This window comes from Polaromonas glacialis (genome assembly GCF_000709345.1).
GTDB classification, from domain to species: Bacteria; Pseudomonadota; Gammaproteobacteria; order Burkholderiales; family Burkholderiaceae_C; genus Polaromonas; species Polaromonas glacialis.
In genome coordinates this window covers 112,253-137,477 of record NZ_KL448324.1, presented here as the reverse complement: position 1 = coordinate 137,477, position 25,225 = coordinate 112,253, and the positions used below count along the sequence as shown (strand labels likewise).

General features: G+C 59.8%; 26 protein-coding genes, 1 tRNA gene and 3 pseudogenes. 12 read left to right on the top strand and 18 right to left on the bottom strand.

What is annotated here, in order from left to right; all coding sequences use genetic code 11:
* Nucleotides 1–3: 3 nt before the first annotated feature.
* Nucleotides 4–1,284 (bottom strand): IS5 family transposase, encoded by a 1,281-nt coding sequence (locus tag EC86_RS0120875; protein WP_029527815.1) that lies wholly within the window; start codon nucleotides 1,282–1,284, stop codon nucleotides 4–6.
* A gap of 365 nt (nucleotides 1,285–1,649) precedes the next feature.
* On the opposite strand from EC86_RS0120875, the gene EC86_RS27970 reads away from it, so the two are divergent.
* Nucleotides 1,650–1,844, top strand: a complete 195-nt coding sequence (locus EC86_RS27970; RefSeq protein ID WP_332258702.1) for a winged helix-turn-helix domain-containing protein — start codon at nucleotides 1,650–1,652, stop codon at nucleotides 1,842–1,844.
* Here the strand turns inward: EC86_RS27970 and EC86_RS0120865 are convergent.
* From EC86_RS0120865 to EC86_RS26400, 3 genes and pseudogenes are all read right to left on the bottom strand, one after another.
* Nucleotides 1,826–2,770, bottom strand: a complete 945-nt coding sequence (locus EC86_RS0120865) for a hypothetical protein (protein ID WP_029527814.1) — start codon at nucleotides 2,768–2,770, stop codon at nucleotides 1,826–1,828. The two genes, EC86_RS27970 and EC86_RS0120865, sit on opposite strands and share 19 nt — an antisense overlap.
* Nucleotides 2,761–3,462 (bottom strand): annotated as a pseudogene (locus EC86_RS0120860) (ORC-CDC6 family AAA ATPase); the annotation flags it as partial. The pseudogene EC86_RS0120860 and the gene EC86_RS0120865, both read right to left, overlap by 10 nt.
* A gap of 50 nt (nucleotides 3,463–3,512) precedes the next feature.
* Nucleotides 3,513–4,172: pseudogene (locus EC86_RS26400) on the bottom strand (transposase); the annotation flags it as partial.
* A gap of 371 nt (nucleotides 4,173–4,543) precedes the next feature.
* Here EC86_RS26400 and EC86_RS27965 point away from each other — a divergent pair.
* Complete coding sequence (locus EC86_RS27965; protein WP_084181633.1) at nucleotides 4,544–4,858, top strand: PadR family transcriptional regulator; 315 nt, start codon at nucleotides 4,544–4,546, stop codon at nucleotides 4,856–4,858.
* A complete protein-coding gene (locus EC86_RS29050) occupies nucleotides 4,851–5,309 on the top strand; it encodes a hypothetical protein (RefSeq protein ID WP_156955422.1) in 459 nt (152 codons plus the stop codon). The genes EC86_RS27965 and EC86_RS29050 overlap by 8 nt, the downstream gene beginning before the upstream one ends.
* 731 nt (nucleotides 5,310–6,040) lie before the next feature.
* On the opposite strand, the gene EC86_RS0120835 is transcribed toward EC86_RS29050, so the two are convergent.
* The 4 genes and pseudogenes from EC86_RS0120835 to EC86_RS0120820 form a co-directional block, all read right to left on the bottom strand.
* The gene (locus EC86_RS0120835) at nucleotides 6,041–6,502 is read right to left on the bottom strand and encodes a hypothetical protein (protein WP_029527811.1); all 462 of its coding nucleotides are present in this window, start codon (nucleotides 6,500–6,502) and stop codon (nucleotides 6,041–6,043) included.
* A gap of 187 nt (nucleotides 6,503–6,689) precedes the next feature.
* Complete coding sequence (locus tag EC86_RS0120830; RefSeq protein WP_029527810.1) at nucleotides 6,690–7,322, bottom strand: glutathione S-transferase family protein; 633 nt, start codon at nucleotides 7,320–7,322, stop codon at nucleotides 6,690–6,692.
* 45 nt (nucleotides 7,323–7,367) lie between these two features.
* Nucleotides 7,368–8,249 (bottom strand): annotated as a pseudogene (gene yghU / locus EC86_RS26395) (glutathione-dependent disulfide-bond oxidoreductase).
* Between the two features lie 333 nt (nucleotides 8,250–8,582).
* The gene (locus tag EC86_RS0120820; RefSeq protein ID WP_029527809.1) at nucleotides 8,583–9,035 is read right to left on the bottom strand and encodes an RNA recognition motif domain-containing protein; all 453 of its coding nucleotides are present in this window, start codon (nucleotides 9,033–9,035) and stop codon (nucleotides 8,583–8,585) included.
* A 673-nt stretch (nucleotides 9,036–9,708) separates the two neighbouring features.
* On the opposite strand from EC86_RS0120820, the gene EC86_RS0120810 reads away from it, so the two are divergent.
* Nucleotides 9,709–9,785, top strand: a tRNA-Met gene (locus EC86_RS0120810).
* Between the two features lie 124 nt (nucleotides 9,786–9,909).
* Here the strand turns inward: EC86_RS0120810 and EC86_RS0120805 are convergent.
* From EC86_RS0120805 to EC86_RS0120790, 3 genes are all read right to left on the bottom strand, one after another.
* Nucleotides 9,910–10,275 (bottom strand): H-NS histone family protein, encoded by a 366-nt coding sequence (locus tag EC86_RS0120805; protein ID WP_029527808.1) that lies wholly within the window; start codon nucleotides 10,273–10,275, stop codon nucleotides 9,910–9,912.
* A 451-nt stretch (nucleotides 10,276–10,726) separates the two neighbouring features.
* Nucleotides 10,727–11,782, bottom strand: a complete 1,056-nt coding sequence (locus tag EC86_RS0120800) for an IS701 family transposase (protein WP_029527807.1) — start codon at nucleotides 11,780–11,782, stop codon at nucleotides 10,727–10,729.
* Between the two features lie 407 nt (nucleotides 11,783–12,189).
* Nucleotides 12,190–12,594 (bottom strand): nuclear transport factor 2 family protein, encoded by a 405-nt coding sequence (locus EC86_RS0120790; RefSeq protein ID WP_029527806.1) that lies wholly within the window; start codon nucleotides 12,592–12,594, stop codon nucleotides 12,190–12,192.
* Nucleotides 12,595–12,626: 32 nt separating this feature from the next.
* Between EC86_RS0120790 and EC86_RS29045 the strand changes: the two genes are divergently transcribed.
* On the top strand, nucleotides 12,627–12,965 hold the full coding sequence (locus EC86_RS29045; RefSeq protein ID WP_156955421.1) for a hypothetical protein: 339 nt from the start codon (nucleotides 12,627–12,629) through the stop codon (nucleotides 12,963–12,965).
* A gap of 77 nt (nucleotides 12,966–13,042) precedes the next feature.
* On the opposite strand, the gene EC86_RS26390 is transcribed toward EC86_RS29045, so the two are convergent.
* Nucleotides 13,043–13,363, bottom strand: coding sequence for a calcium-binding protein (locus tag EC86_RS26390; RefSeq protein WP_051676208.1), 321 nt, complete (start codon nucleotides 13,361–13,363; stop codon nucleotides 13,043–13,045).
* A gap of 241 nt (nucleotides 13,364–13,604) precedes the next feature.
* Between EC86_RS26390 and EC86_RS0120775 the strand changes: the two genes are divergently transcribed.
* Nucleotides 13,605–15,380 carry a hypothetical protein gene (locus EC86_RS0120775; protein WP_232229991.1) on the top strand — a complete coding sequence of 592 codons (1,776 nt, stop codon included), beginning with the start codon at nucleotides 13,605–13,607 and terminating at the stop codon, nucleotides 15,378–15,380.
* Between the two features lie 355 nt (nucleotides 15,381–15,735).
* Here the strand turns inward: EC86_RS0120775 and EC86_RS0120770 are convergent, their stop codons facing one another.
* From EC86_RS0120770 to EC86_RS30050, 5 genes are all read right to left on the bottom strand, one after another.
* On the bottom strand, nucleotides 15,736–17,064 hold the full coding sequence (locus EC86_RS0120770; RefSeq protein WP_036773715.1) for a lytic murein transglycosylase: 1,329 nt from the start codon (nucleotides 17,062–17,064) through the stop codon (nucleotides 15,736–15,738).
* Between the two features lie 194 nt (nucleotides 17,065–17,258).
* Nucleotides 17,259–17,423: a hypothetical protein gene (locus tag EC86_RS30060; protein ID WP_232229990.1), complete on the bottom strand. Its 165-nt coding sequence runs from the start codon at nucleotides 17,421–17,423 to the stop codon at nucleotides 17,259–17,261.
* Between the two features lie 19 nt (nucleotides 17,424–17,442).
* Nucleotides 17,443–17,655, bottom strand: coding sequence for a hypothetical protein (locus tag EC86_RS30055; protein WP_232229989.1), 213 nt, complete (start codon nucleotides 17,653–17,655; stop codon nucleotides 17,443–17,445).
* Between the two features lie 257 nt (nucleotides 17,656–17,912).
* Entirely contained in the window at nucleotides 17,913–18,311 is a 399-nt protein-coding gene (locus EC86_RS0120760) for a single-stranded DNA-binding protein (protein ID WP_029527803.1), read from the bottom strand.
* The gene (locus EC86_RS30050) at nucleotides 18,308–18,607 is read right to left on the bottom strand and encodes a PIN domain-containing protein (protein ID WP_232230006.1); all 300 of its coding nucleotides are present in this window, start codon (nucleotides 18,605–18,607) and stop codon (nucleotides 18,308–18,310) included. Before EC86_RS30050 ends, EC86_RS0120760 begins: the two co-directional genes overlap by 4 nt.
* Before the next feature lie 352 nt (nucleotides 18,608–18,959).
* Here EC86_RS30050 and EC86_RS0120755 point away from each other — a divergent pair, with 352 nt between their 5' ends.
* The 6 genes from EC86_RS0120755 to EC86_RS0120730 all read left to right on the top strand — a co-directional run bounded on the left by EC86_RS0120755 (nucleotide 18,960) and on the right by EC86_RS0120730 (nucleotide 24,046).
* Nucleotides 18,960–19,238: a type II toxin-antitoxin system RelE/ParE family toxin gene (locus EC86_RS0120755; protein WP_029527802.1), complete on the top strand. Its 279-nt coding sequence runs from the start codon at nucleotides 18,960–18,962 to the stop codon at nucleotides 19,236–19,238.
* A 13-nt stretch (nucleotides 19,239–19,251) separates the two neighbouring features.
* A complete protein-coding gene (locus tag EC86_RS0120750) occupies nucleotides 19,252–19,557 on the top strand; it encodes a HigA family addiction module antitoxin (protein ID WP_029527801.1) in 306 nt (101 codons plus the stop codon).
* A 37-nt stretch (nucleotides 19,558–19,594) separates the two neighbouring features.
* Nucleotides 19,595–19,885 carry a hypothetical protein gene (locus EC86_RS0120745; protein WP_029527800.1) on the top strand — a complete coding sequence of 97 codons (291 nt, stop codon included), beginning with the start codon at nucleotides 19,595–19,597 and terminating at the stop codon, nucleotides 19,883–19,885.
* Nucleotides 19,886–20,019: 134 nt separating this feature from the next.
* A complete protein-coding gene (locus EC86_RS0120740) occupies nucleotides 20,020–21,033 on the top strand; it encodes a tyrosine-type recombinase/integrase (RefSeq protein ID WP_029527799.1) in 1,014 nt (337 codons plus the stop codon).
* A 7-nt stretch (nucleotides 21,034–21,040) separates the two neighbouring features.
* Nucleotides 21,041–22,213, top strand: a complete 1,173-nt coding sequence (locus EC86_RS0120735) for a hypothetical protein (RefSeq protein ID WP_029527798.1) — start codon at nucleotides 21,041–21,043, stop codon at nucleotides 22,211–22,213.
* Nucleotides 22,214–22,735: 522 nt separating this feature from the next.
* Nucleotides 22,736–24,046 carry a spinster family MFS transporter gene (locus EC86_RS0120730; protein WP_036773714.1) on the top strand — a complete coding sequence of 437 codons (1,311 nt, stop codon included), beginning with the start codon at nucleotides 22,736–22,738 and terminating at the stop codon, nucleotides 24,044–24,046.
* Between the two features lie 72 nt (nucleotides 24,047–24,118).
* Here the strand turns inward: EC86_RS0120730 and EC86_RS0120725 are convergent, their stop codons facing one another.
* The gene (locus EC86_RS0120725) at nucleotides 24,119–24,964 is read right to left on the bottom strand and encodes an SDR family NAD(P)-dependent oxidoreductase (RefSeq protein WP_029527796.1); all 846 of its coding nucleotides are present in this window, start codon (nucleotides 24,962–24,964) and stop codon (nucleotides 24,119–24,121) included.
* Nucleotides 24,965–25,225: the final 261 nt, after the last annotated feature.

Genomic DNA, 25,225 nt, shown 5'->3' with positions numbered 1-25,225 from the left:
GTTTTACGACGCGACAGGAGAAACAAGCAGCTTCTTGATCATTAGCCGGATGTTGTGGCCCGCGCCGCACAGCACGGCATGCAATGCGTCACCCAAAGCACCTTTGAGCGGATTTCGGGCCAGTCGGCCCTCCGTTTTCATGTGCCCAATGGTCGGCTCGATGGCACTGCGCCGCTTGATCATCGCCTTCATCGTTCGGGTGATGCCCCGGCGCTGTCCTGATCGAAGGATCTGTACCCCCTGGACCTGCACGCCCCGGTAGCCCTTGTCCACAATGGCAATACCGGGCCTTTTATCGGCAAGGATTTCGACCTGCTCGAGGGCTTCGCCCAGCGTGTGCCCGTCGTACGGATTACCTGGCATGCTGCGCATCCCGAGCACCAGGCCCTCCTTAAGCGTAGTGGCAATCGTCACTTTGACGCCGAACTCGTAGGGCGTCCTGGCCTTTCCCTTGGAAATACATTCGACCTCGGGCGCGTGCAGCGCATACAGTTTGTTCTTGTCCCTGGTTTTTTGCGTCAGGATGCGGCCCACGCGCTGCAGCAGGTTCTTCGCTTGGGCCTGTGCACGCTCTGGCAGCTGAGCGATCTTGCGAGTGACTTCGCGGTGCACGCGGGCCACCCTGATTCGCAGCGCCTTGAGGGCTTTGCGCATGCGCTTGAACTGCTTTGCATGAGCATAGCGGCCGACCTGTGCGGCCATGCGGGGCGCCTGCCGGTTGTAATTCTGGCGCAGTTCCAGATGGTGTTCATCAGCGAGACTGACCAGATGCTGGCGGCTTTTCTCCAGCAGCCGGCTGTCGGTGGGATGCGCTATCGCTTTGGGCATCACGGTGGTATCGACAATGACTTTGTCCAGGCTGCTTTTCTTGATCAAGCCCGCTGCGCGGGCCGCTTCGATGGTGACGGCCAGCAAAGTCTCCACGCCTTCTTCACCAATGCGCTTTCGCCAGCGGCTCAAGCTGGATGGGTCAATGGGCAGCTCGGTTTGCAAATAGGTCTCACCGCAAAAGTATTGCCAATAGGGGTTCTCCAGCCAAGTGGCCACCACCGCTTCGTCCGAAGCGTCATTGGCATGCTGCAGATACAGCAGTCCGGCGACCAGGCGAGGACGCAATGCGGGGCGCCCTCGGTTTGAAGCGAAGTGCGCGCCCAAACTGCGCTCGATCTGCTCCCAATTCATCAGATTTGTGAGCCTGATCAGCGGATGGCTCATCTTGAGTTGCTCGTCCAGGCGGGGGCGGGCAAGCTCGTCCGTTTGCGCTGCGTGGGTTCTGGGTTCCATGGAAAACCTCGTCGAAATTTGCAAGAAATCAAATGGATGGCATTCATTTTCTTGCAAATTCAGCCGTCAACAATCCGTAAATTCCCCAGACAGATCAAGAGCTTGCGAGTTTTTCAGCGTGGACTATGTACCGCTGGATTCCGGCATCCTCGCAGGCTTAACGTACGCTGTGATCCGTTTCCTGAAGTGACCCCAACCTGTGTTCGCTGGCTGCTTACGCAAGGCACTCCTGCACCACGGTTTGAATGCGACAGCGCGGAGTTTTGGGTTGAGTTTGCGTATCCCGAGGCGGTTGAGACGCCCAAAACGCCGGTAGGCGCGTTGGTGAAAACGCCGGTTAAAGTGACGGCAAAACGCCGGCAGAAATCCTGCGGTGCCTGTCGGCCAACCCGACTATGACGATGGTCGAAGTCGCAGCCGAAATCCAAAAATCGCTCAGCGCCGTGGAGCGCGCCAGCGCCCGGTTGGTCAAGGACGGTAAATTAAAATATGTCGGTCCGCAAAAGCGGCGGTCGTTGGATGGTATCGAAGTGAAGATGAATCATGTTAGCGTTGATTGAGGCTGACTAATCAAACAACTCAGGATCGTGGAGTGGCGAGATGGGCTTCGCTCGCTGTACTCGTCGCTTTCGCCCGTGACATGCCATACAGCAGCCTCCTCAACGGTCATTGCTACCAGAAGATTTACGGCAAAGAACAGCTTCGGCCCGAAGGGCAACAATACTGGCCTGGCGCCGCGGGCTATGCCTTCAACTAAGGATCGCAGCGAAAAGTATGTATCGACTGGAGAGAGGACTTGATAGTAAGCAACGCGCTCTTTGCTATTGTCAATCAGGTTCTTGTTGTGGCGCCTGACTTCCGCCAGGTAAGCGGCTTCGGGTGATTGCGGTACGCAAATCCAACGATGGCGAGGCTCCAAGTATTCCACGGCTCCAAGCGCTTTGCCACGTTCGTAACCGAGACCGACTACGATATCCAGGGGCGCGCTAGCCCCCTCGGAGGTCCAACCTGAGAAGGTTGGATGTACCGGGCAAATGGTGCGGTTCGGCACCGCCCAAACAAGCGGTGACGGCCCATACGTGGCTAGGCTGTAGGCAACATGGAGTTCGACATCACGCGTCTGAGCAATGATGGTCAAGCATGCGAACACCTCTGCGATAAATGGTCTCGGGAGGCACGAAACATCGATCATGATCTTCAGTGGCTTATTTGCCCCCCTGACATCCTTTGCGGCCGCGAGCAGTTGCTGCATAAGCGTGCTCTTATTGGACATCGGTGCCGTGGAGAAGGAGCCAACAGCTGGATGCTGTGTAGCGCAGGTAATCCTCACAATACCGGGAATTTTCTCGAAAGTCCTCGAGAAGTAAGTGTGCCGGCGCTTTACGCCCGAGCTGAGAATGGCAATATCGGGGACGCCACCGACGTTCTCCAGCGTCGGCGTCGTGTCGAGCACGACTTGATTTAAGGCGGAAATGGCTACGCCCACGGCAACTCTCCTTGAATTGGTGGTGTTGTGGATGTAGATGGGGCCCGCGGTAATGCTGGCGTAGCGTTTCGCACACTGAGAACCGTGCTCAGGTCAACGGCCTTCGACTTTCGAAGCGGTAACTTAAACTCCGGCGCAAGTAAATAGGCAAGTCGGAAGCGCTTTCCCTTGAGTGAGGCGTAACCTCCTAGGCTATCAGGGGTTTCATAGCAAACTAATGCTCCATGATTAACAGCGATTCTTAACGCGTTCTCTGTGTTCTGGTCAACGGCGTTGTCAACTACAAACGACATCGGGGGATCCTCAACAAACTGATCACGCACCAATCTATTGTGAAAATACTGCCCGATCTTTTCGAGTGTTTCGTATACAGGCGCGGTTGTACCCATGCCGCGCAATTGCCCCGTCGCGGCTGCCCTCAGTATTTCAGCGAAGGCTTGTGAAAGCCCGGTCAGTTGCCCCTGCTGTACCACCACTGAGATTGGTAGTATCAATTTTTCGCGAGACAGATTAGACATGATGGCGTTGATGATGCCGATCAACCAACGAGGGTTGCCCTCGCTCATCGCGCAGATGGCTGCCCAGCCGCTGTAGGCCGAGGTGTAGGGCTTACGGCCGCGTTTTTCTCCTTCGACCTTACCTTTGTAGGCATTGCGAAAGGCCACCAGGGGTGCGATCTTCCTAATGGTGTTTCCATTATGTGCTGTAGGTGAAGGATCTAGACGTCAGCCTCAATCGCCTGGAGCAGGCTCATTCCATCGCTACCTATTCTAGCCAGCCCAGACCTGACGGCCGGCAACGCTCCTGGGCATCCGGAACTCCTCAGCTTGCAGGCTATAACGGTCAACCCACTCGGGTCTCATGTGTGCCAGCAGCCACTCGGGAGCGAACGTGGCCAGATCGTCGAGGGCGTGGCGCAACGTCCGGGCAACACATTTGAGTCTGGACATCACGCGCATGGCACCCAGCACATGGGTAGAGTCGCTACGCTGGCCGCCGCCGGCCTTGAGCACGTCACGCGTCCTGGCCAGCGCCAGCACGGCGTCGAATAGCCGCCGCTCGGCGCCATGGTCGAGCAGTCTCGAGCGGAACTCACTCAACACCGTATGGTCGAAGCCCGCGTCGCCAAGCTCCAGGCACAACAGGTATTTCCAATCGATGCCGGTACGCATAGCGTGCGCGGCCTGACGGTCGGTCAGTCCTTCCATGAACTGCAGCAGCGTTGCCAGCGCCAGTCTCACTGGCGCCTCAGCGGGTTGGCCATGCGCTGGGTACAGGTCGGCGAAATCATGTGCAATTCGTCGAGCATGCGCATGACAGGGCTTGCGTTAGGGAATATCGACCGCGCCACCTGGGCTGTGCTTTCGGGCATCACGTAGACAGGCCTTGCTTGCAGCGACATCGCACACCTCCTGATATTGGTTTTATCAGCGTCAGGTGGTTAGGCTGTCAAATAGCTGCGCCACCCGCCAACACTGGCATCCTGCACCCAGCCCAGCGAATTCGCCACCAATATCAAAGTGCTGAAGACCAAACTTTCGGTCGGCGACAACAACATGGCAAACCTTGCACGTTGATCATCTGGCAAGCCTCATTTAACCATGTTATTAAAATAGTTATTAAGCGCTGTAAGCTATCTTACAAAAATAAGCTATGATTGTGCTGTCAGGTGTCGTAAGACGTATGATAAAAATTAAATTAAATTAAATTAAATTAAATTAAATTAAATTAAATTAAAACTTAAACTAAACTAAAACTTAATTTTATTAAACTATGAACATTACTAGAACCGAAGCAATAGTGCTTCAACAACTCGTGTCTGCTGCCGGCTCCGAGTTGTACGGATTAGCGATGGTGAAGGCAGCAGATGGTGCTTTGAAAATGGGCTCTGTCTACGTAATTCTGGGCCGCTTGCAAGACAAGGGGTTTGTTGAATCACGTCGAGAAGAATTGGCACAAAATTCTGATCGCTCCGTTCCCCGTCGTCTATACAAAATTACTGGAGCCGGACAGCGTGTTTACCTTGCTTACGAAGCTGCAATGACAGCATATGAACAAGGTATAAATGGAGCATTGGTTTATGGCTAAAGATGAGAAAGAATCAGCGACTATAGTTTTTGAAATTAAAAGAACTACGTATAGGGTTCACATAACGCACTCTGACACGGTGTTTTCTAGGACCGCAGTCACTACAGCCAAAGCATTTTTCAATTTTGCTCGTGCTGTTGTAACTAAGTTCGAGGAGTATCAGCAGGTAGTCTTTTTGACAGAAAAGGCGTCAAAACTTGAGATTGCACCAGGATATAGGTTGCATAACTTTTTGAGTTCAATTTGTTCTAAGGCTTTCAGCGAACGCGAGTTGGACGCTCTTCATGCTGACTCGATTGAGCTTTACTATGAAAAGCTTAAAGCTGGCGATGAGCCAGGAGCAGTCCGGGTCCGTTACTCTATGCATGTATGGATGATTTGGGCTGTTATTGGTGGTGCCATTACCGGAATCTTTTCCATGGTCCGTGGAAAACAAAAATCATCAGAGTAATTTTTTGATTCAATGGAAAATGGGCCATGTGCCCCTTTTTTTATGCAATTTCAGCTATGAACATGCATTTCATTTGCACGAAATTTGCACTTTTGACCAGATGCGGGCGGGTATCGCATTGGCTCTACCTCTAAATGAGCTATAGGCGTAACGGGCATATTACTTGTCTTTATGTCGCTCTAGTTCAATGCAGGGGCTACAAACACTATAGGTCAGGGATTGAGAAACTCTCTATTGCTAAGTTTTATTCGTTGTCCGAGTTCTGCATTTTGCCGCTGTGGCTGCTATCCGTGCTTTAGTTCTTACACTCGATCCGCGTAGTGAACCCGCCATCGCCCAGGCTGTGGGTGGCGGTGATGTAGAGCCATTCTTCTGAATCGATTTCTGATTTGAAACCAGTGACGCGCACGGGGGTTTGCGGCTCCAGTAGAGGGTCGGCCCGGGCCAGAGTCAGCTCGAAGGTGGCGGCGCCTCCCTGCAGACACTGCCATTCGGCCTGCGCAGTTGCCCGTGCAGTGCTCTCGTCCGCTTAGCTCTCCCTGAGCCGCTTTGCATTGCCGCTCAGGCCGATGAGCACGCCGCGCCGCATGGCGCGATTGGAGTCATGTTAGTCTTAACATATTGTTGAGTTTTATCATTATTAGCTTAACATAACCCGCATCGTGGAATGTCGCCGTTGGGAGTTTTGGTACCACAGGCAATTATGTTCAATCCACTGGCAACCTCTGAGTTCAACTTGAATGCTCGGTCGCCTTGTCGATGGAAAGACCGGGCCTCTCGTCGTCCCACGCCATGGCACTCATCTTCCAGCCCTCAGGCGTGTTGACAAACTGCGTGGTGATCATCCCTCGGGCTTCGAACGGCTTTGCGTTCAATGTGCCGGATTTCGCGTAGGCACTGAATCGATGCGCCACGTTACCGAATATCAAGGTGGATTCCGAAATCTCGGCCTCATGAAACCGCGTGAGCGTGCCCGAGCTCACCAGCACCTCACGTGGCGCAATGAACTCTCGAACTGATGAGATCTCGGGTGCAGAGCCGACGTTCTTGATGAGCAAGCCGCGTTCGATGAACAAGGCCGCAATGCTCGTGTACGAAGGCGCTTCGCCGGGCTCGAAAGAGACAGCATGGAAGAACTTCATGGTGAGACGGTCCAGTTCCGCCTTGACCGGGCTGTGCTCCAGATGTTTCATGTGTTTTGCGTCCGTCAGGAGTTTTTATGCTGCCTTGACGCGGGCACCATAACGGTCAATGGTTCGGCGCCAGGCTGCTTGCAATTTGCAGCGTTTGGATCGTTCAATTTAGCGCGAGCGTGCCATAAAGGCAAGGCCTGGTGCCGCGGGCCACAAATCATTACGCTGCTCACCTGGGCAATCACCTCTAGACAGACATCGACGGCCGCTGGGCCATTGCCGCTCGCCAGCGTTGCAGGTGCGGGTGCTGTTCACCGGGCTTGATTCTCACAACACGTGCAAAGTCAAGGGCCACCACCGCAGTGATGTCGGCCACGCTGAAACGGTCGGTAGCGATGAAGTCGCGCTCAGCCAAGCGCTCGTCGAGCATGACAAAGAACTGCTGCACCCTGGCCAAGCCCCGTCGTGCCAGTTCGGGAATTTGCGGGTAATCTACCTGCCCGGGCAGCGCCCGGTTGGCCATGGCCGGCGCGCTGTTGCGCAGTGCTTCGGCGACGGCCAGCAGTCCTTCGAACTCGATGCGCCAGTTCCAGCTGGCGATTTCTGCCTTTTCGTGCGGGGTGGTGCCCAGTAGCGGCGGCTCCGTGTAACGCGCCTCCAGGTAGGCCGTGATCGCCGCGTTGTCGGTCAGCACAGTCCCCTCTTCAGTGCGCAGCGCTGGGACCGTGCACTGCGGATTGATGTTTTGGTAGGCGCTGCTCAATTGCTCGGAATTCCTCAGGTCCACCTGGACCGTTTCATGGGCAACGCCCTTTTCGGCGAGAAAAATGCGGGCGCGGCGCGGGCTGGGCGCGCTGGCGCAGTCGTACAGGGTGATCATGGTTGTGTTCCGCGTAGAGGATTGGACTGGACGTGCAGCTGAGCCTCAAAACGGCGCAGCCAGCTTGTCCTGGGTCTTGGTGTCGAAGTCGCCGGCATCGTGGCGCTCGTGCAACTGGTTTGACAGCGCGCCCATGGTGCGGTTGACCATGCGGCCGCGCTGCACGGCCGGACGCTGGGCAATCTGGTTTGTCCAGCGCAGCACATGGGTGTACGCCTGAACCTGCATGAATTCACCTGCTTCGTACAGATGCCCCTTGACCAGCGTGCCGTACCAGGGTCACACCGCCATGTCGGCGACGGTGTACTCGTCCCCCGCCAGATAGGGACTCTCGGCGAGGCGACGGTCGAGCACGTCAAGCTGGCGCTTGACCTCCATCGCGTACCGATCAATCGCGTATTCTATTTTTGTTGGCGCGTACGCGTAGAAATGACCGAAACCCCCGCCCAGAAAAGGCGCACTGCCCATCTGCCAGAACAGCCACGACAGGCATTCGGCGCGCTTGGGGCCATCTAGAGGAAGAAAGGCGCCGAACTTCTCGGCCAGATACATCAGGATCGCGCCGGACTCAAACACCCTGACCGGCGTCGGTCCGCTGCGGTCCACCAGCGCCGGGATCTTGGAGTTTGGATTGACCGAGACGAAACCGCTGCCGAACTGGTCACCGTCCTGGATCCGGATCAGCCAGGCGTCGTACTCGGCGCCCGTGTGCCCCGCGGCCAGCAGTTCCTCTAACATCACCGTCACCTTGACGCCGTTGGGCGTGCCCAGCGAATACAGCTGCAGCGGGTGGCGCCCGACCGGCAGCTCCTTGTCATGGGTCGGGCCCGCGGTCGGCCGATTGATGCTGGCGAAGCGGCCACCGTTATCCTTGATGCCAGACCAAACCCTGGGCGGCGTGTAAGAGGAGGAGGAAGAGTTGTCCATGAGGAAGGCACTTTGTCGTGGTTGAAGCTTGTTGGGCGGGGGGCCAGACGCATGGTACGCGGGTCGCCGTCAATGAAGGTGTGATCCATGCTGGCTGTTTTCGCTTTCATAGACTGGAATGCTTGCGCTGAGCGGGGATTGCGGCTTGCAGGATGGGTGAAACAGAAATCGACAATAGGGGGGTCAATTTTGTGTGGGCGCCAACCTGCACAGGCCCTTCAAGGTAAAAAGGCTTCCAAACCGAAGTTTGGAAGCCTTTTATGCTGTGCTCAGCGCAAGGCCAGGGCAGCTGGTGTCAAACGCCATCTTTGCCGTTGACCGGGTGGGCCGTGCTTAGTAGCCGCCGCGACCACCACCACCACCACCACCGTAGCCACCGCCGCCAGAACGATCTCCACCGCCGTAGCCGCCCCCACCCGAACGGCCGCCGCCATAGCCGCCGCCACCGCCAGAGCGATCACCGCCACCATAACCGCCTCCGCCAGAACGATCACCGCCGCCACCACCGCCGAAACCGCCGGTGCGTGGAGGCCGTGCCTCCATCGGACGGGCTTCGTTCACGGTAATGCTGCGCCCGCCCAGAGGCTGACCGTTCATGCCGTTGATGGCCGCTTGTGCTTCAGCATCACTGGCCATTTCAACAAAGCCAAAGCCTTTGGAGCGACCCGTGTCGCGCTCCATCATGACTTTGGCGCTGGTGACCGCGCCGAATTGACCAAACGATTGCTGCAGGTCTTCGTCACGTACCGTGTAAGGCAGGTTGCCGACGTATAGTTTGTTGCCCATGAAGGGACTCCTCGAAAAACACAAAAACAAAAGCGATGGGGTCCCGAAAGCACAACACACACGAAAAGTAGCGCCGTCGCATGCGAAACTGACCGATCACCTGACTCTGTGCGAATGCTTTGGCACCCGCACCCTTGAAATTATGCTTCAGGACGCGTGGGCAACATCATTCCTTGCCCGCAACCTGCGTGTCCAGCGGTAGAAACGCACGGTCCCGCCGAAATCATTCAGCATCCAGTTTTACCATCAACACCGACCGAGCTGTCCATGAACGTTCAGCGCTTTCATCCGCGCGCAAATTGCCCTGAACTTGCTGGCGCGCAGCAGCCTGATCTTTTCGCTTGGCAAGTCCGGTGGCTGGGCCATTGAGTTGCCGATGTTATTTCTGGTGAGGCTCACCAAGGCTTTCGGAGCAAGCTTGCAGTGCAAGCCGAGTAAGCTTTCATGCCCTGGCTAGCTGGCTAGCTGGCTGGCTGGCTGCCGTGCTGGTATCTAGCCTGCGGCCATCAAGGCACGGGTGTCATCGCTGAAGTTGGGTTTTCAGGCGATGAAAAACCAACCCCAGTGCTGCCGTACAATGGAGGTATCCTGCAAATGCCCTGTACTGTGAAGTAACAGCATAACAAGCACAACAGCGATCAAGCCTTTCAGGCAAAGTCGCTTTCGAAATTTCCGCGCGGTGGAGCAGCCTGGTAGCTCGTTGGGCTCATAACCCAAAGGTCGTAAGTTCAAATCTTGCCCGCGCAACCAAGACAAAAGCCTCAGCGCATCCATGTGCTGAGGCTTTTTTCTGCGGGCAGCTTGACGCCATGCATGCAAAGGTGGCCCGATTCAAGCCGCCTGTCATGACGCTGTTGCTGCCCTGCCCTGTGCCCTACGCTGCAGTGTCCTGTCGGATCAGTAAATCGTCCCGGGTTTTGCCGCCCGCCAGAAAATCATTGAGCCACTTGGGCGCCGTTCCCCGGCCGCTCCACTCCTGGCCTTCGGGGCCGCGGTATTTCGCGGGCGAATGCACTACGGGCTTCTTGCCCTTGGTCGGGCTCGCCGCAGGCTTGGCCAGCGTCGCCTTGGGCTTGGTGGCTTTGGCCGCCGGACGGCTCAGTTCATCAGCCGTGATGCCGTAGGCGGCCATTTGCTCGCGCAACTGGGCCAGCACGGCGGGCCGGTTCTTTTTCTGCAGATCCGCGGCCTGCTTTTCCATCTCGGCGATTTGCTGGCGGAGCTTGACGAGTTCATTCATGGTGGGTTTTTCTAAAGTTGTAGCAGCACGTATCGTACTGCGCCCGGGGTGCGCGCGCCTTCGTTGTTCGATTTCCTCGATGTTTTTGACGCACCAACGAACGGGCGCTAAAGCTCACTGAGGCCGGCAATAAAAAGCGCGACTTGCACACCCTGGAGCGACTCCCGCGATGGGCAGTGGACAGCACCAACCCTTTGGGTGTTACGTTGCCGTCAAGGATGCCCTTGACGCAGTAACAACCATTTCTTGCCCCGCAGCACTGCGTAAAATGTAGGCAGCCTTGCGCAAGCCGCGCCCTGACTTGGTTTGGACGGATTTTTGGCCCCTCATCAACAAAGTTATCCACAAGAAACGCGAACAACTTGGACAACTTCGTTTTGCGGCCTGGGTGTCGTCGTCAACGACGTGTCTACTGCGGATTGCGCAGATCAACCGGATTATTAAGCTGACCTTACGCAGCAGCCTGAAATTTTTGAAGCTGGTCAAAAGCACTGCGGGTGGCATTGATGAGAAGTTTGAACCGTAAAGCAAAGGGGTTTATCTTGCTTTTGACACTCAAGCATTCGAGTTTGAAGACGGCATAAATCGCCATGAAGACGTGGTTGCTTTGGGTTCTCAACGTCTGCGTTGGCGACTTGGCCATGCCCGCATTGGACTTCAAGGATTTGTGAAACACCTCCACTTGCCACCGTTTTTTGTAGGTAGTGGTGATGACGTCATAGTCGCAAGTGAGGTCACTGCAAACCAGATGCAATGTGCCGGTGCTGTTGTCCTGGTTTTTAAAGACTTGGCGGACCAAACGGACTGCTCTGGCAGACCCCTTGAGCCAGCCTTGCACGGCGCTTTGCTCTGAAAATTCCAGCTCGTCTACGCGCACGAAACGCTTTTTCTTCCAGTCCTCCTGGCTCAACGCCACCAGCCGGTTGTCCTTGAGGGCCGCGATGAAGTGCTTGCCCCGGCTCGTGATGAAATCAAAGTTCTCCTCCGAGGAGAACCAGCTGTCCATCAGCACGAAGCGAAATTGCAAGGCATTTTGCAGGCACGCATGGATCATCTGGCGCATCATTTCATTTTTTGTTTTCTCGCTTTTGCGCTTGACCTGGCGGCTCGCCATGTCGCACTGGAGCGGCTTTTGCACCAACTCAAAGGCCACTGGAATCGACCTGCCGTTGCAGTGGTACAGGGCGTTGAGCAGGTTGATTCCTTTGACCGTGCGACCGCTGCAATGGTCGTAATGCCAACAGATCAAATCGCTCTCGTCCGTCCAGGCCTTCTCCTGGATGGTGTCGTCAAAAATCAGCACGCCTTCAGCGGTTTGCACTTGCCGCACCATCGTTTTGACTTGCAGCCATAAGTCCTTGGACGTGTAGTCCTGCCCGGATAAAAACCGCGTAATCCGTTCATGGCTGACATCGCCCTGCACCATGGCTGACAGCCCTGTCGCTGTCGTCGCTCCAAAGCTGCTCAGCAAGTAGTCCGTGTACAACTCCAGTTCAGAATTTTTCATGCTCGTAGGCTAACAGGCGGGTTGCTGCGTAAGGTCAGTTATTAAGGTTGAAATGCGCGTACTGCTGTGCCGCCGTAGAACCGCATCATTCTTTGACTCCGAGGAGTCCGCTCGAAGCGCGCGTCACTGCTACAGCTCGACTGTCCGCTCGGCAACCGCACACAGTGTCGATTCGAACGAACTTATCGGGGCCGTCAAGAGCCGGTCATGAACGATCGTTGACTGCAAATCAATTGGGTTGCTAGTTAAGCCGACACTGACGATCGGAAGCACACGCTGCATTTCTAACGATCAATGGACGGTCGCCAAAAGACTGGATGCTCACCTTCAAATTTCCGGATACCGGACATTCAACATTTAAGTTCACCGGCTGCTGAGGAAAGACCGGTAAAACGAAGGGCTGGGTGTCATCGCGTTGACTTCTCAATGGGTGGACGGTTCTTGCGGTAAGAGTCCTTCAGCAAGATCTTGCCGTCGCGAAAGGTGAACAGATCACAACCATGAACTTCAACGCGGGTTCCATCCGCACGTGTTCCCGTGAACGTCCACTCGGAGACGCCTCGGTCTCCATGGACAATATGGCGCACATTGCCCCAGTGGGCATCGGGAAAGACCCCCCAGACTTCTGCGAAGCCCGCTCGCACGGCTTGTCTGCCAACGTACCGGGTGCCGCAGACATCAGCGCCAGCAGAGGACTCGAAGACGCAGTCGTCTGTCATGAACGACATGAGGACATCGACATCGTGGCGATTCCACGCGTCGGCAAAGGCCTGCAATACGTCCGTGGTCACTTCAGGAATCAACATTGGCATGATCGGGCACCTCCTACAGGCTCTGCACAGGAATGTGCGGTACGGAAGGCCATCGTGCTCTCTACCGCCTGAGACTGCAATACAACGTAGTGTGTTGGCCCATTGGCGTTGTCCACGCGCGTTGCCGCACGCTCGACGCACCCGTCGATGATTCCCTGCTGGTCCGGACCCACTTTGCAGGACTCGTTCCTTGCACATCCAAACCGCTGTTTCACCGCGATCTTGGCCTGGTCAAGCGCGAACGCGCATCTTTCATCCGTGAGAGCTGGATTTCGCTCGTAGTGTATTTTCAGGCCAGCTTCGACGTTCTGGCACGCGTCGAGGAATTTGTCGTCGTTCAAATTCATGGGCGGATCGGTTTTGGCTGGTGAGTAGATTGGGGCGGTGAGCATGTCCGCCGTCAGTATTCATGGCCACGTGCCACCCCATAGTGCCAATCGGCAACGGCTTAGCACGTTTGTTCGTCTGGCGCGTGACACGCAAGCTGTTCGAGGGGCACGGCAAGCCGGGACTTTGCGTACCTGACGAGTACGAAGATCTCGGACATGCAGTCGTCTTCACTTGCCAGGCCAACGACTTCGACCTCGACGCCGACTTCCAGCGGTGACGTCGAGCGAGCTGACCGGCACGTCGCCTTGAGCGGCACTTGCATTTGGTCTTGAAGGTAGCAGTACCAGCCCATGGCCCGTTCCGCCTGGTCGTAGGCATCCACGACGATCTCGAAGGCGATGCGGTTTTCCCGGTCGGGCTGCTCGGGTAGGCGTTTCATGGCGTGCGGGGTTCCTGGGGCTCACGTCATGATCATCGTGGTGAGGAACTATGGGCTTGAGCGGCTGCTGCACCGCCTGTCTATTCCTCTGGGCAACGGTTTTTTTTGCGCAAGTTAGCCAGGCACCTGACAAAATAGGGTACCGCTCTGACCGCCAGTGAGCTACCGGCTTGCCAGTGTCACTGGGGCGCCAAGCCAGTCCCACGAGCTGTTCATCACCTGTTCTCCAAAAGACGTAGCCATGCCCATCACGCTCAAGGAAGCGCTGCAAAGTTTAGTCGTTGCAGACTTGAAGGATTTAATCCGCCACGTGCCGCAAGCCGAGGCCGTCGGCCGCAAAGACGAGTTGATCGAGCACATAGCCGACGCGATGAAAGGCGCAACGTTGCAGTCCATTTGGTTGAAGCTCGACACCCTGCAGGCGGCCGCCGTCGCCGAAGCCGTTCACCATCCGCAGGGAGAGTTCTCGCCGCAGCGCTTTCGCGCCAAGTACCAGGGTGACCCCTCGTTTGAAGTGGCTGGGACTCAGCCGTCCCGCTATTCGAGCCACAAAAAATCGGCCCTGGCATTGTTCATCCACTATGCGTTCAAGGAGCGGGTGTATTTCGTACCGCTTGACTTGCGGGCGAGCTTGCTTGCGTTCGTGCCCAAACCCGCTGATGTGCGATTAAGCAGTTCCGACACTGCCCCAGCGGGTGAAGGGCTGACAGAGCGCCTGACCGAGCGCGAAGCCTTGCACGAAGTGGTGGTCATGCTGCGCACGCTTGAACAGGCCCGCCTAACCGTCAGCGAGAAGACGGCGCTGCCCGCGAGCAGCACACTCAAGCTGCTGGCCGAAAGACTCGTCGGCGGCGACTTCTACCCTGTGGAGGAGAAAAAAGACAAGTGGGACCAGCCGATTGGCCCGATCAAAGCCTTTGCCTGGCCGATGCTGCTCCAGGCGTCCGGCTTGGCGCTGCGCACCGGCACGCGCCTGGCGCTGAGCCCGAGCGGCGTCAAAGCCCTGAGCGCGCCTCCTGCAGAGGTGCTGCGCACGCTGTGGCGCAAGTGGCTCAAAACCACGCTGCTCGATGAATTCAGCCGGGTCGATGCCATCAAGGGGCAAAGCGGCACCGGGCGCGTGATGAGTGCCGTGCCCCCACGGCGCGCTGCGATCGAAGCGGCATTGCAGGCGTGCCCGACCGGACGATGGGTGCTGCTGGATGATTTTTCACGGTTCATGCGGGCAGCCGATCACGTTTTCGTGGTTGCCCATGACCCCTGGAAGCTGTACCTGTGCCAACGTCAATACGGCAGCCTGGGGTATGACGGCTCCCATGGATGGAACATTTTGCAAGATCGGTTCATCGCTGCCGTCTTGTTTGAATATGCCGCCACGCTGGGCATCGTCGATGTTTCCTACGGTGACCCTGCTCAGGGGCATGGTGACTTTCGGGATCTGTGGGGCGCCGACGACTTGCGTTTTTTGAGCCGTTACGATGGATTGAACAGTTTCAGAATCACTGCGTTGGGGGCTTACCTGCTGGGGCGGGAGGCCACCTACCACCCGGTGGCCCAACCCAGCCATGTGGCCATTTCGGTGATGCCAAGCCTTCAGGTCCAACGGGTGCGCGGATTCCTCAGTGCACAAGACGCGCTGTTGCTTGAACTCTGGGCAGAACCGATACAGGACGATATCTGGCATCTGGACCGCCAAAAAGCCGTGGCCGCCATCGAAAAGGGCCACGACATCGCGCTGCTCAGGCAATTTTTGGAAAATAACGACGATCTGCCGCTGCCGGAGTTGGTCGAATCGTTTTTGCTTCGCTGCGCGCGAGACGGCCAGGCACTCAGGACCGGCGCCGGCGCAGTGCTGATCGAATGCCGCGACACCGAAACCGCTGACAGCGTGGCCACGCACAAGGAAACGAGCGCGCTGTGCTTGCGCGCTGGACCGAAAACCTTGGTGGTTCGCAATGAACATGTGGGAAAGTTTCGAGAGCGAGTGCACGTCCTCGGGCTCGGGTTGGTGTCTTGAGGCAGGTCTATTGACGCCCGCCTGCATTTCCACCTTGGATGCGTCTGGTCAGTGGAAACGAAGGTCCCTTCGAGATGGGGAGACACCGGACCTCCAGGAAGCGGGTACTTGTGACCGTTGGGTTCCGCTGCAATCCTGCCGAGCAAGAGGTTGGCGGTTAGCGCCTGCAAAGGACTGACTGTAAGCACAGCTCATTCGAAATTCTCAATTCAAACCCGACATCGATTTTTTCACTCTAACCGTCAGCCGCATCCCCGTGAGTGTTCCAAGTCCAGGATCGGCCATCTGCGGTCAGTTCCTACTGGACGATGCGGACGCTGCAGGACAAGAACCCGGCACTGAACTGCCCACTGCCTTAATGCGCGGCGGCGCCTTGTTGCTGCAGGCGCTGGAGCAGCTCCAAGGTCGGGTAGCCGTCGGCCGGCAAGCCCAGGCTGCGCTGGTAGTGGCGAACGCCGCGCTGCGTGGCCGGTCCCATCGTGCCGTCGGGCACGCCGCTGTCAAAGCCGCGTGCGTTCAGTGCTGTTTGCAGCGCCAGCAGCTCGCTGCGTGACAGCGGCGCAAGACCGCGGGGCCAGGGGGTCTGCACTGCGGGGCCGCCAGCGAGCTGCTGCGCCAGCAGGCCGACGGCCAGCGCATAGCTGGTCGCGTTGTTGTAGCGCAGGAGCGTGCGAAAGTTCGCTCCGACCAGGAAGGCCGGCCCGCGCGCGCCGGCCGGAAGCAGGATCGAAGCGCCCTCCAGCGCAGGCAGCGGCGCGCCGTCCATCGACTGCACCCCCTCGCCCGCCCACTGGTTCGCCGGCTGGCGCACCTCCAGGTCGGCGCGCGCGTAGTCAAATCCCGGTGGCAAGCGCACCTCCAGCCCCCACCGCTGGCCGGCTTGCCAGCCTGAGCTTGCCAGGAAGTTCGCGGTCGACGCCATCACATCGGGCAGGCTGCCCCAGATGTCGCGGCGGCCATCGCCATCGGCGTCGACCGCATAGGCCAGATAGTTCGACGGCAGGAACTGCGTCTGGCCCATCGCGCCGGCCCAGGAACCAATCATCTGCGCACGGTCGATATCGCGGTTCTGCAGGATTTTCAAGGCGGCGAGCAGTTCGCCACGCGCCCACGCCTCGCGCCGCCCCTCGAAGCCGAGCGTCGCCAGCGCGTCGATGGTCGGGATATCGCCCACGAAGCTGCCGTAGTTGCTTTCCATGCCCCAGATCGCGATGAGGACCTCTGCGGGCACGCCGTAGCGCGCGGCCATGGTGTCGACAACGGGGCGCAATTGCGCCAGCTTGTCCTGGCCACGGTTGACGCGCTGCGCCGACAGCGCGCGGTCGAGGTAGTCCCACACCGCGCGCGTGAACTCGGGCTGCGCCCGGTCCGACGCGATGACGCGCGGGACGAGGCGCACGGTGTCGAAGGCGCTCTGGAGCGTGGCTTCGCCAATGCCGGCTACGCGTGCGCTGGCGCGGAACCCGGCCACCCAGCGGGCGAACTGCTGGCTGCGCTCGACCTCGTTGACCACGACCACGACTGCGGCCTCGGCTGAGGCCGGGCTGGCGCCGGCGCGCGATGGCACTGGTGCCTCGGGCTGGACCGGGGGAGCGGAGGCGCAACTCGCCATGGTCAAGAGCGCCAGCAGCGCGGGCACCAGCCAGCGGCGAGCCGGCGCTGGAAAACGGGATGGGGTTTGCATTCGATCTATTCTCGCCGGTCCATGTGGTGTCGCCGCAAAACGCGAGGGGCATGCCATCGAGCCGCAGCGCGAACAGGGCTCGTAGCGCATCCGTCAGGTGTTCGTCCTTTTTCAGCAGGCCGGAGGGGATGCCGCCCAGGGCCGTTCCGCCACCAGCGCGTCGATCAGTTCGAGCTGCTGCGGGCGCAAGACCCTCATGCGCGCTCGTACCGGACTGCCTGGCCGTTGAAGCTCAGCCGGCGGGCGATGCGGCGCTTGCCGGTGTTGAGCACGATGCCCGCAGGCAGCTGGCTGCCGCGCCCGGCGTTGTAGTCCTGAGTAAGGCGGCTGGGCATCACCGGGATGCCCAGCTTCTTCAAGACCTCGGGCGCCAGGACTTCAAGCGGCCGGGATGGGCTGGCCGGAGAGCACGCTGGGCTTGGCTTTGGCATAGACGTCCAGGCCGAGCCGGACCAGGGTGCCTTCGCTCGTGAGCTGGCGCAAGGCGCGGCCGACCTGCGCCGGGCTGCCGAAGCGCGCGAACTCGGCGCGCAGGAACACACCATCGCCCTGGTTGGCGACGGAGCTTTTGATGCTTTCCAGGATGTTCATGGCGTGCTTGAGAGAAGCGGGTTCCTTGGATATTGCCTGCATTGCAAATTGAAGGTAACTTGTTGCTGTGAAACGGAAAACAGGTGCTGATGACGATCATCGGGGCCGGGGATCGAAGGGCGCCTGCCTTGACCTTGATAGACCAACCGCCCTCGCCTCGCCGGTTTGGACAAGGATGAACGCGGTATGCAGGCAATGGCATTGTTCCCAACGTCAGCTGCCGCGCACATTTGGACAGAACGCCAGCGCCGTGCGGCTCAAAAGTCCAGCGAACCCCCATCGTCAAGCTCGTCGTGCCTGCTTGCCGGTTGGGTTTCGGTCTGATCGTACGGCTTGCGCTCGAGCGCCTTGCGCTTGCGCGTCACATGGTAGGCGCTCAAGACCTGGCTGGCCACCAAATCGAGTGCCGGCCGGGCCACGCCCTCGCGGTCCGTCCAGGCCTTGGGTGTCAGGCTGCCAGCCAGCGCCACGGCGTCGCCGTCACCTAGGGCCAGCAAGGCCTCGCAAGCGGCCTGGCTGAAGGCAATCACGTTCACGAACACATCGCTATCGCCGGCATGGGCGCGCACCTTGGCGACAACGAACGGTTTTCCCGTCTTTGAGATCTTTTGGGCGGGCTGGCCGTGCAGCTTGCCCGATACCAGGGCTTCGATCATTGACTCGCCTCCCCAGGGAAAGGATTTATGCCGCATGGGAGTTCCATGCGGCTCATCGGAGGATAGCCCAAGGTGGCAAGCACTGGGCTGCGTGTCGTGACGTTTAGCGGCAAGGTCAGTCCGCCCTGAGGGTGCCCGCCAGGTAGCGCAGACGCGTCACCCCACCAAACACAACGCCACCGGGTCCCGGATCCACGTGGCCACGCCGGTTCAAAAAAGTCGGCATCCTCCGTCCATACGGGGCAGCCCGGCATCATGGCGCAGGCCAGAGGCGGCCAGTCATCCGCATCGCGCATGGCAATACTTTGGAGGGCTTGACGCTGCAAACCCGCATACAGATCAAATTCCAGTGAGTATTCCGGTCCAACGTGACTGCTGATTCCGGCAACGTGACCAACATTGCGGTGGCCCGTGACCAGCAACTGTGTGGTCACGGGCCACCGGCACGGCGGTCTACGCCGCCGATGCGGTGTTGCGCATAAATCAAACCCGCGTGGCGTGTAGCTTTGATGCTTTTTGCAAGGAGCGACATCCAAGTGGGGCGCATGTTTGCGGCCGCGACTTTACGCATCAGCAAGGAATCCTTATGCCTGCCGTTATAGAGAAATAACGTTTGACGTTAATAACGTTAGGCATTATTATTTGCTAATGATTCGCTCATTCGTCTGCCCCGACACGCAAGCACTCTTTCAAGGCAAACGTGTCAAGCGCTGGGTGAACATCGAGCGGGCGGCGCTGCGAAAGCTCGAGCAATTGCAGGTGTCGGCACGGCTCGATGATCTGCGGATACCGCCGGGCAACCGGCTGGAGCTGCTCAGAGGCAACCGTGCCGGTCAGCACAGTATCCGGATCAATGACCAGTGGCGCGTTTGCTTTGTCTGGCAGGACGATGCAGCCCATGATGTCGAAATCGTTGACTACCACTGAAAGGAGCCTTGTGATGCGTGAAGTCCTTCCCGTTCACCCCGGCGAAATGCTGGATGAAGAATTCTTGAAGCCCATGGGCCTGAGCAAGTACCGCCTGGCCAAGGAGATTGCCGTGCCTGCCCCGCGCATTGGCGAGATCGTCGCAGGTCATCGGTCAATCACGGCTGATACCGATCTGCGCCTGTGCCGGTTCTTTGGCCTGAGCGATGGCTGGTGGCTGGCGCTGCAGGCGCGGTATGACCTGGCCATGGCGCGCGAGAAGATCGCCGACAAGCTGGCGAACATTCACCGTTTTGAGCCTCAGGCAGAACACGCCTGACAGGCCAACGGGCTGAGCCAGGCAGGCCGCCGTAGCGTTGGAAAACGGCATCATCTTTGATCTGGCCAGCGTCAAGGTGGAGGACCTCAGCAAGGAAGCCGGTTATGGCGGTGCGCAGGTGCTGATCACGGGCGAGCTGGGAAAAGCGCGCTGCTGGGTTATGAGCAACATCCGGTTGAAAGACTACCTGGCTTTGTTGCTCATGCTTGAACGCTGGCACCTCGGCTATGCAGCAGAGACCTTTATCCAAATCAAATTTATTGCATTTACAACAAGCATTTATCTTGAATACCCTCTGGATGACCTCCCCCTCCCAGCCCCGCCTTGAGGGAAAGCGAAGGGGAAGTGAGGAAGACCAAAGGCGGGCTTCGCTTTTCAGGAGGGGGTTAGCATGGGGCGGGAAGGCTTATGATTGGTTGGGTGGGCTTGTTGTAAATGCAATTTAGGTGGGAGGGTTATCGGATGAGTGATGTGATCGCTTTAGACCCCGACGCGTTCTTTGCGTCCTGGCAGACCACCCGGCTGGCAAGCAAGGAATTGAAACCCATGGGCGCGGCCGGTTTGACCCAGACTGCGCTGGTCTGGCGCCACTGGTTGGCCTTTTGCACGGTGCACAGCGTCGCCTGGGACGCGGCGTGCAGCCTTGATGTCGCCCGGTTCTGCCAAGCCATCGGCCCGCGCTCCTCCTTGAAGAAAACCTCCCCCGTCACGCGGCGGCGCTACTGGCGCGTGCTGCGCGACCTGTACGACCATGCGCTGGTCAGCCGCCTCGTCGAGGTCAACCCGGCCGAGGGCGCCCAGCCGCCGGCCACCGAGCGCGTGCCTTCGCTGGCGCTGTCACCGCCCATGTGGACGGCCCTGCTCGAAGGCCTGTATGAAGGCTTTCCCGGTGGCGACGACTTCAAGGCCAGGCGCAACCGATTAGCGCTGCTGCTCATGATGCGCGCCGCCCTCACCGTGCGCGAGATCATCGGCTTGACGCTGGACTGTGCCCAACCTTGCCCGGACTCGCCTGGGAGCTCTGCCGGGCCGGGCTCGCTTTATCTCCTGCGCGTGCGCAAGGCGGGCGGCGGGCACGAACGGGTGTTGCAGCTCGATTCGCAAACCAGCCGGGCCCTGCACGCCTGGCTCGAGGTGCGCCCGGTGGGCTTGCCTGCCCTGCATCCGGGCAGCCGCCTGGTCGTGGGCGACCGCATTGGGCGCTCCATTGCGCCCAATGGCTTGTACAACATCTGCCAGGCGCACTTGGCGCGCTGCTTGGTGGAAAAAGGTTTGCTGGACGCGCCCAATCCCATGGCTACGCTCGATCCGGGCGCCTTGGCCCACATGGGCCCTAACACGCTGCGCAACACCTGCATTGCCGGGTGGTTCAACGCCGGCGTGCCTTTGCAAGAGATCCAGCGCCGCTGCGGCTTCAAGGACGCCAGCGTCATGAGCCGCCTGGGCGCGCACCTCGTCAATTCCTTTCCGCTTTGAACGCTGCATGATGATGCAGCCACCGGGGACCCCAAAGCGCGAGGACGCGGCGCTGCAGCAATTGTGGCGCCAGGTGTGCGCCTCGCGCGGCACGCCCGCGCCTGATGCGGCGCAGCTCGCCGGCTTTATCGAGGATTTGGGCGCACTCGAGCGGGAAAAGCTCGAAAGCGTCCTGCTTCTGGCCGCGCGGGGCCGGGAGCCGGCCGGCGAGTTGAGCGTGCTCAGCTGGGCCGCCGCCTGCACGCGCCCTGCCCTGCTGGACCAGCTCCAAACCCACGGCCTGGGCTTCACCAGTGCCGGTCTGTTTGCCTGCGGCCTGGGGCTCAGGGAAAAAGGCTGGGACATGCAGCAGCGCATCGCGCAACTGCAAAGCCACCCTGCGGACGTGGACACGCTGCGCGCGTGGGCGCCTGCCGCGTTGCCCCTGGGACCCGGTCAAGCGCAAGAGGACCCGCCCAAAGAGGTAGATCCCGACAGCCCTGAAGACAGTGACTTGGGACAACCATTTTTCGCCTGGCCCGATGATGGCGACAACGGCTCACCCGAGGGCCAGACGCCCGGCTCGGAGGGGGAACCCATGGACGCAATGGATGAGTCGCCGGCTGCATCAAACCTTGAGGAGACCCCGCCCGTGCTGCCCACCCGCTTTGCGCGCCAGCGGCCCGATGCGCTCGCCGGCCCGGCCAGCGTTGCAGGCGGCACCCCGCACGAGCTTCGGCTGCGCATGCGCCTGTTCGGCAAGGCGGCGGCGCACACACTGGAAGTCACCCCCCACCGCCGGGGCGGCGATTTTATGGGGATGCACGTGGTCAGCATCGACTCGGCCCATGCCCTTGGCGCTGGCGGGGGTTACGCCTGGGAGCGTAAGCTGGTCATCCAGCTCACGCCCGAGGAAATGCCAGCCGTCATCGCCACCTTGATGGGCCTCACACACTCGGTGCGCTTGGGTCACCATGGCGCGGTCCGCGACAAGTTTCTCGAGGTGCGCCGCCAGGACGGCGGGCTGGTGATGGTCACGGGTGAAAAGGCGCTTAGCTATTCGGTGCCCGTGCCCACGGCTACCCTCTACTACGTGCTGGACCTGTTTTGCAGAGCCATGAGTATGGGCACGGAGGAAAACAAGCCCGGGCGCAGCGTTGCGGACGTGCTCATGCTGGTCAGGAGCGCGCACGGCGTGTGACAGCCATCAGGTCAGGCAAAACCTTGGTTTCAAGCGATGACGCGCACCCCATCATCAGCGAGTGTTGGCGCCGATGCCGGATTGATCAAAACTGCGTTGGCGCCAACAGACTATGGAGTCGGGTTTGAAACATCAACCTGGCGCGGGTTTGCGGACGATCCTACGCATTTACGAAGGAATCCTTAAGCCTACCCATAACGCCATATCCATATATGGGGGAAGTTATTCCTGGCTACATCCTTACTTCGTTCGTTGTACCCGAAGAACGCCGCAAACGGCGGGGAATTTACATGCCATGATTAAAAATCGTTCTGTGGCTTTTCAGCGCTGAAGCGCTGCTTAACTCCCGCAGGCCGGCCCGGCACCATCGTCTTAGCGGACGATGCCCGGTCCGGATGCACACCGAAAATGCATACCATGGCCGACTGCGACTGCATACCCAGATGCCGCGCACCGGCACCATTGGCTCGGCAAAGCATGGCGGGCCGGATGGACACCCATTGTCACACCAGGAGTTTTTTCATGACCCAACCCGCCCACGGCTGGCGCAGCCACTACGCCCTGCTGGTGCTGCTCTTTGTCTATACCATGAGCTTCATCGACCGGCAGATCATGGGCATCCTGGTGCAGCCGATCAAGCAGGAATTCGGCGTGTCCGACACCGCTATGGGCGTGCTGACCGGACTGGCGTTTGCCGTGTTCTACAGCGCGCTGGCGATTCCCTTTGGCCGCTACGCTGACCGCAGCAACCGGCGCAACTTTGTCGCCTACTGCTGCGCCGCCTGGAGCGTGATGACGGCGCTGTGCGGCATGGCCACGGGTTTTTGGTCGCTGGCGCTGGCGCGCATGGGCGTGGCCGTCGGCGAGGCCGGCGGCGGCCCGCCGTCAATCTCGATGATTGCCGACCACTACCCGCCACAGCAGCGCGGGCGCGCCATGAGTATCTACATGCTGGGCCCCCAGCTGGGCATCCTGCTGGGCCTGGCGGGGGGCGGCTGGATTGCTCAGCACTATGGCTGGCGCACGGCTTTCATGGTCATGTCCGTGCCGGGCCTGCTGGCCGCCTTTTTGCTGCGCTTCACCGCAGTGGAGCCACGGCGCGGCACCTGGGAAACAGCGGCGGGTGCCGCTAGCGCGCCAGCCACTGAGTCGCTGGGCGTGGTGCTGCGCGACCTGTGGGCATCCCGTCCCTTTGTCCGCATTACCGTGGCGGTGACGCTGATGAACTTCATCGGTTACGGCATCGGCATCTGGACACCGGCCTTCCTGGTGCGCTCGCATGGCATGACGCTGCAGGGCGCCGGCGCAGTCATGGGCATCGTTGGCGGCTTGGCTGCGGTGTCAGGCGCGCTGACCAGTGGCTGGCTGAGCGACGCGCTGGCCAAGCGGGACCCGCGCTGGCGCCTGGGCGTGCCGTTGCTGGGCTGCCTGCTGACACTGCCCTCGGGCCTGGCCTTTTACCTGATGCCGGCCGGCGACGCCTGGATGATTGGCGGCTTTGCCATGCCGCACGCGATTGGTTTTTACCTGCTGTTTGGCTTTACCGCCGTGTGGTGGACGGCGCCGGTGTATGCCATGCTGGCAGGACTGATCGTGCCGCATCGCCGCGCCACCGGGCTGGCCATGTTCAACCTGGTGATCACGCTGATTGGCGGCGGAATGGGGCCGCTGGCGGTGGGCATGCTCAGCGACCTGCTGGTGCCGCATTTCGGCAATGAGGCGCTGCGCTGGGCACTGGCCGCCGGCACGGCCGCCGGCTTCCTGCTGGGGTCGCTGGCCTTTGCGCTGGCGCTTCGGGCGTACAGCCAGACCCTGAGGACGCAAGCCGCCTGAGTGGGGCCGAAGGCATGGCGCGCCTTGCGCGGCCTTTGCCCGCTGGCTCCCGCATGCAACCTGCGTGGGTTTTCAGTTCGAGTGCGGCCGGCGCGGCGTGGCGCCGTGGCCGCCATCGACGTAGATGTGCTGGCCGGTGACCCAGGCGGCCTGCTCGCTGCACAGGAAAGTCACCATGTTCGCCACGTCTTCGCCCGTTCCGGCTCGGCCCAGCGGAATGAAGGTGGACACCATGTCGTTCCAGACCTGACCGCGCGGCACGTCGTCAAGCCGGCTGGTGTCGATGATGCCGGGCCCCACGGCGTTGACGCGGATGTTCTTCGGCCCCAGCTCGCCCGCCATGATGGTGGTCAGCGCGTTGACGGCCACTTTGCTGGCGGCATAGGCGCCGGTGTCGGGCGCCAGCAGGCGCGCTGCCAACGAGGAAATGTTGACGATGGCGCCGCCTTGGCCCTGCGCGCTCATGTACTGCGCAAACGCGCGCGACATGTAGAAGGTGCCGTTCAGGTTGGTGTCCATGACGCGCTTCCAGGTCTCCAGCGCCAGTTCGGTGACGGGCACGCGGTCGCCGCCGCGCGAGGCGCCGGCGTTGTTCACCAGAAAATCCACGCGGCCAAATTCGGCCACTACCCGCGCCACCAGCGCATCGACCGCCTCGGGGTCGGTCACGCTGGTGATCACAGGCAGGGCGCGCCGGCCCAGCGCGCGAATCTCGTCGGCGACCGACTCGATGTCGCGCCAGCCAGCGTCCTGCTCGTCCTTGGGATAGGTCCCCGACGCGCGCCCGGTGCCGGTCAGCACCACGTCGCAGCCGGCCTGCGCCAGCGCCAGCGCAATCGGCCGGCCAATGCTGCGCATCCGGCCCGCACCTGTCACCACGGCCACCTTGCCGTCAAAACCCGTTAATGTGAAAGCCATGAAGTCTCCTTTTGCGGTAGATTGTTCTTTTTCTGGCGGGGCAGCTACATCGTCTGCCTAGACCATACGCAGCCGGCCCTGCACCATGTGCGCTGGCGCGGCCGACACATGCTTCTTAAAAGATAGCTATCTGTGCCCGCCCCGCCTGCGCAAAAAGCATTTTTGGCCCTTGACGTCATTGTTCAGCCTGCACTGAAAGGGCTGGCGTCGCGCGGGCCTTTCGTGCGCCATCGTCTGAGCGGACGATGCCTGCGGCCAGCG

What these genes read in the sequence shown, in the direction of transcription:
- EC86_RS0120740 (WP_029527799.1), top strand. Translation starts at nt 20,020, where the DNA reads ATGAGTGATGTGATCGCTTTAGACCCCGACGCGTTCTTTGCGTCCTGG.
- EC86_RS0120835 (WP_029527811.1), bottom strand. Translation starts at nt 6,502, where the DNA reads ATGAAACATCTGGAGCACAGCCCGGTCAAGGCGGAACTGGACCGTCTC.
- EC86_RS0120770 (WP_036773715.1), bottom strand. Translation starts at nt 17,064, where the DNA reads ATGCAAACCCCATCCCGTTTTCCAGCGCCGGCTCGCCGCTGGCTGGTG.
- EC86_RS0120800 (WP_029527807.1), bottom strand. Translation starts at nt 11,782, where the DNA reads ATGAAAAATTCTGAACTGGAGTTGTACACGGACTACTTGCTGAGCAGC.
- EC86_RS30050 (WP_232230006.1), bottom strand. Translation starts at nt 18,607, where the DNA reads ATGCGCGATGCGGATGACTGGCCGCCTCTGGCCTGCGCCATGATGCCG.
- EC86_RS29045 (WP_156955421.1), top strand. Translation starts at nt 12,627, where the DNA reads ATGTGCGGTACGGAAGGCCATCGTGCTCTCTACCGCCTGAGACTGCAA.
- EC86_RS0120760 (WP_029527803.1), bottom strand. Translation starts at nt 18,311, where the DNA reads ATGATCGAAGCCCTGGTATCGGGCAAGCTGCACGGCCAGCCCGCCCAA.
- EC86_RS0120725 (WP_029527796.1), bottom strand. Translation starts at nt 24,964, where the DNA reads ATGGCTTTCACATTAACGGGTTTTGACGGCAAGGTGGCCGTGGTGACA.
- EC86_RS0120750 (WP_029527801.1), top strand. Translation starts at nt 19,252, where the DNA reads ATGCGTGAAGTCCTTCCCGTTCACCCCGGCGAAATGCTGGATGAAGAA.
- EC86_RS29050 (WP_156955422.1), top strand. Translation starts at nt 4,851, where the DNA reads ATGGCTAAAGATGAGAAAGAATCAGCGACTATAGTTTTTGAAATTAAA.
- EC86_RS30055 (WP_232229989.1), bottom strand. Translation starts at nt 17,655, where the DNA reads ATGAACATCCTGGAAAGCATCAAAAGCTCCGTCGCCAACCAGGGCGAT.
- EC86_RS0120830 (WP_029527810.1), bottom strand. Translation starts at nt 7,322, where the DNA reads ATGATCACCCTGTACGACTGCGCCAGCGCGCCCAGCCCGCGCCGCGCC.
- EC86_RS0120755 (WP_029527802.1), top strand. Translation starts at nt 18,960, where the DNA reads ATGATTCGCTCATTCGTCTGCCCCGACACGCAAGCACTCTTTCAAGGC.
- EC86_RS0120875 (WP_029527815.1), bottom strand. Translation starts at nt 1,284, where the DNA reads ATGGAACCCAGAACCCACGCAGCGCAAACGGACGAGCTTGCCCGCCCC.
- EC86_RS0120775 (WP_232229991.1), top strand. Translation starts at nt 13,605, where the DNA reads ATGCCCATCACGCTCAAGGAAGCGCTGCAAAGTTTAGTCGTTGCAGAC.
- EC86_RS27965 (WP_084181633.1), top strand. Translation starts at nt 4,544, where the DNA reads ATGAACATTACTAGAACCGAAGCAATAGTGCTTCAACAACTCGTGTCT.
- EC86_RS0120790 (WP_029527806.1), bottom strand. Translation starts at nt 12,594, where the DNA reads ATGCCAATGTTGATTCCTGAAGTGACCACGGACGTATTGCAGGCCTTT.
- EC86_RS0120820 (WP_029527809.1), bottom strand. Translation starts at nt 9,035, where the DNA reads ATGGGCAACAAACTATACGTCGGCAACCTGCCTTACACGGTACGTGAC.
- EC86_RS0120805 (WP_029527808.1), bottom strand. Translation starts at nt 10,275, where the DNA reads ATGAATGAACTCGTCAAGCTCCGCCAGCAAATCGCCGAGATGGAAAAG.
- EC86_RS26390 (WP_051676208.1), bottom strand. Translation starts at nt 13,363, where the DNA reads ATGAAACGCCTACCCGAGCAGCCCGACCGGGAAAACCGCATCGCCTTC.
- EC86_RS0120735 (WP_029527798.1), top strand. Translation starts at nt 21,041, where the DNA reads ATGATGATGCAGCCACCGGGGACCCCAAAGCGCGAGGACGCGGCGCTG.
- EC86_RS0120730 (WP_036773714.1), top strand. Translation starts at nt 22,736, where the DNA reads ATGACCCAACCCGCCCACGGCTGGCGCAGCCACTACGCCCTGCTGGTG.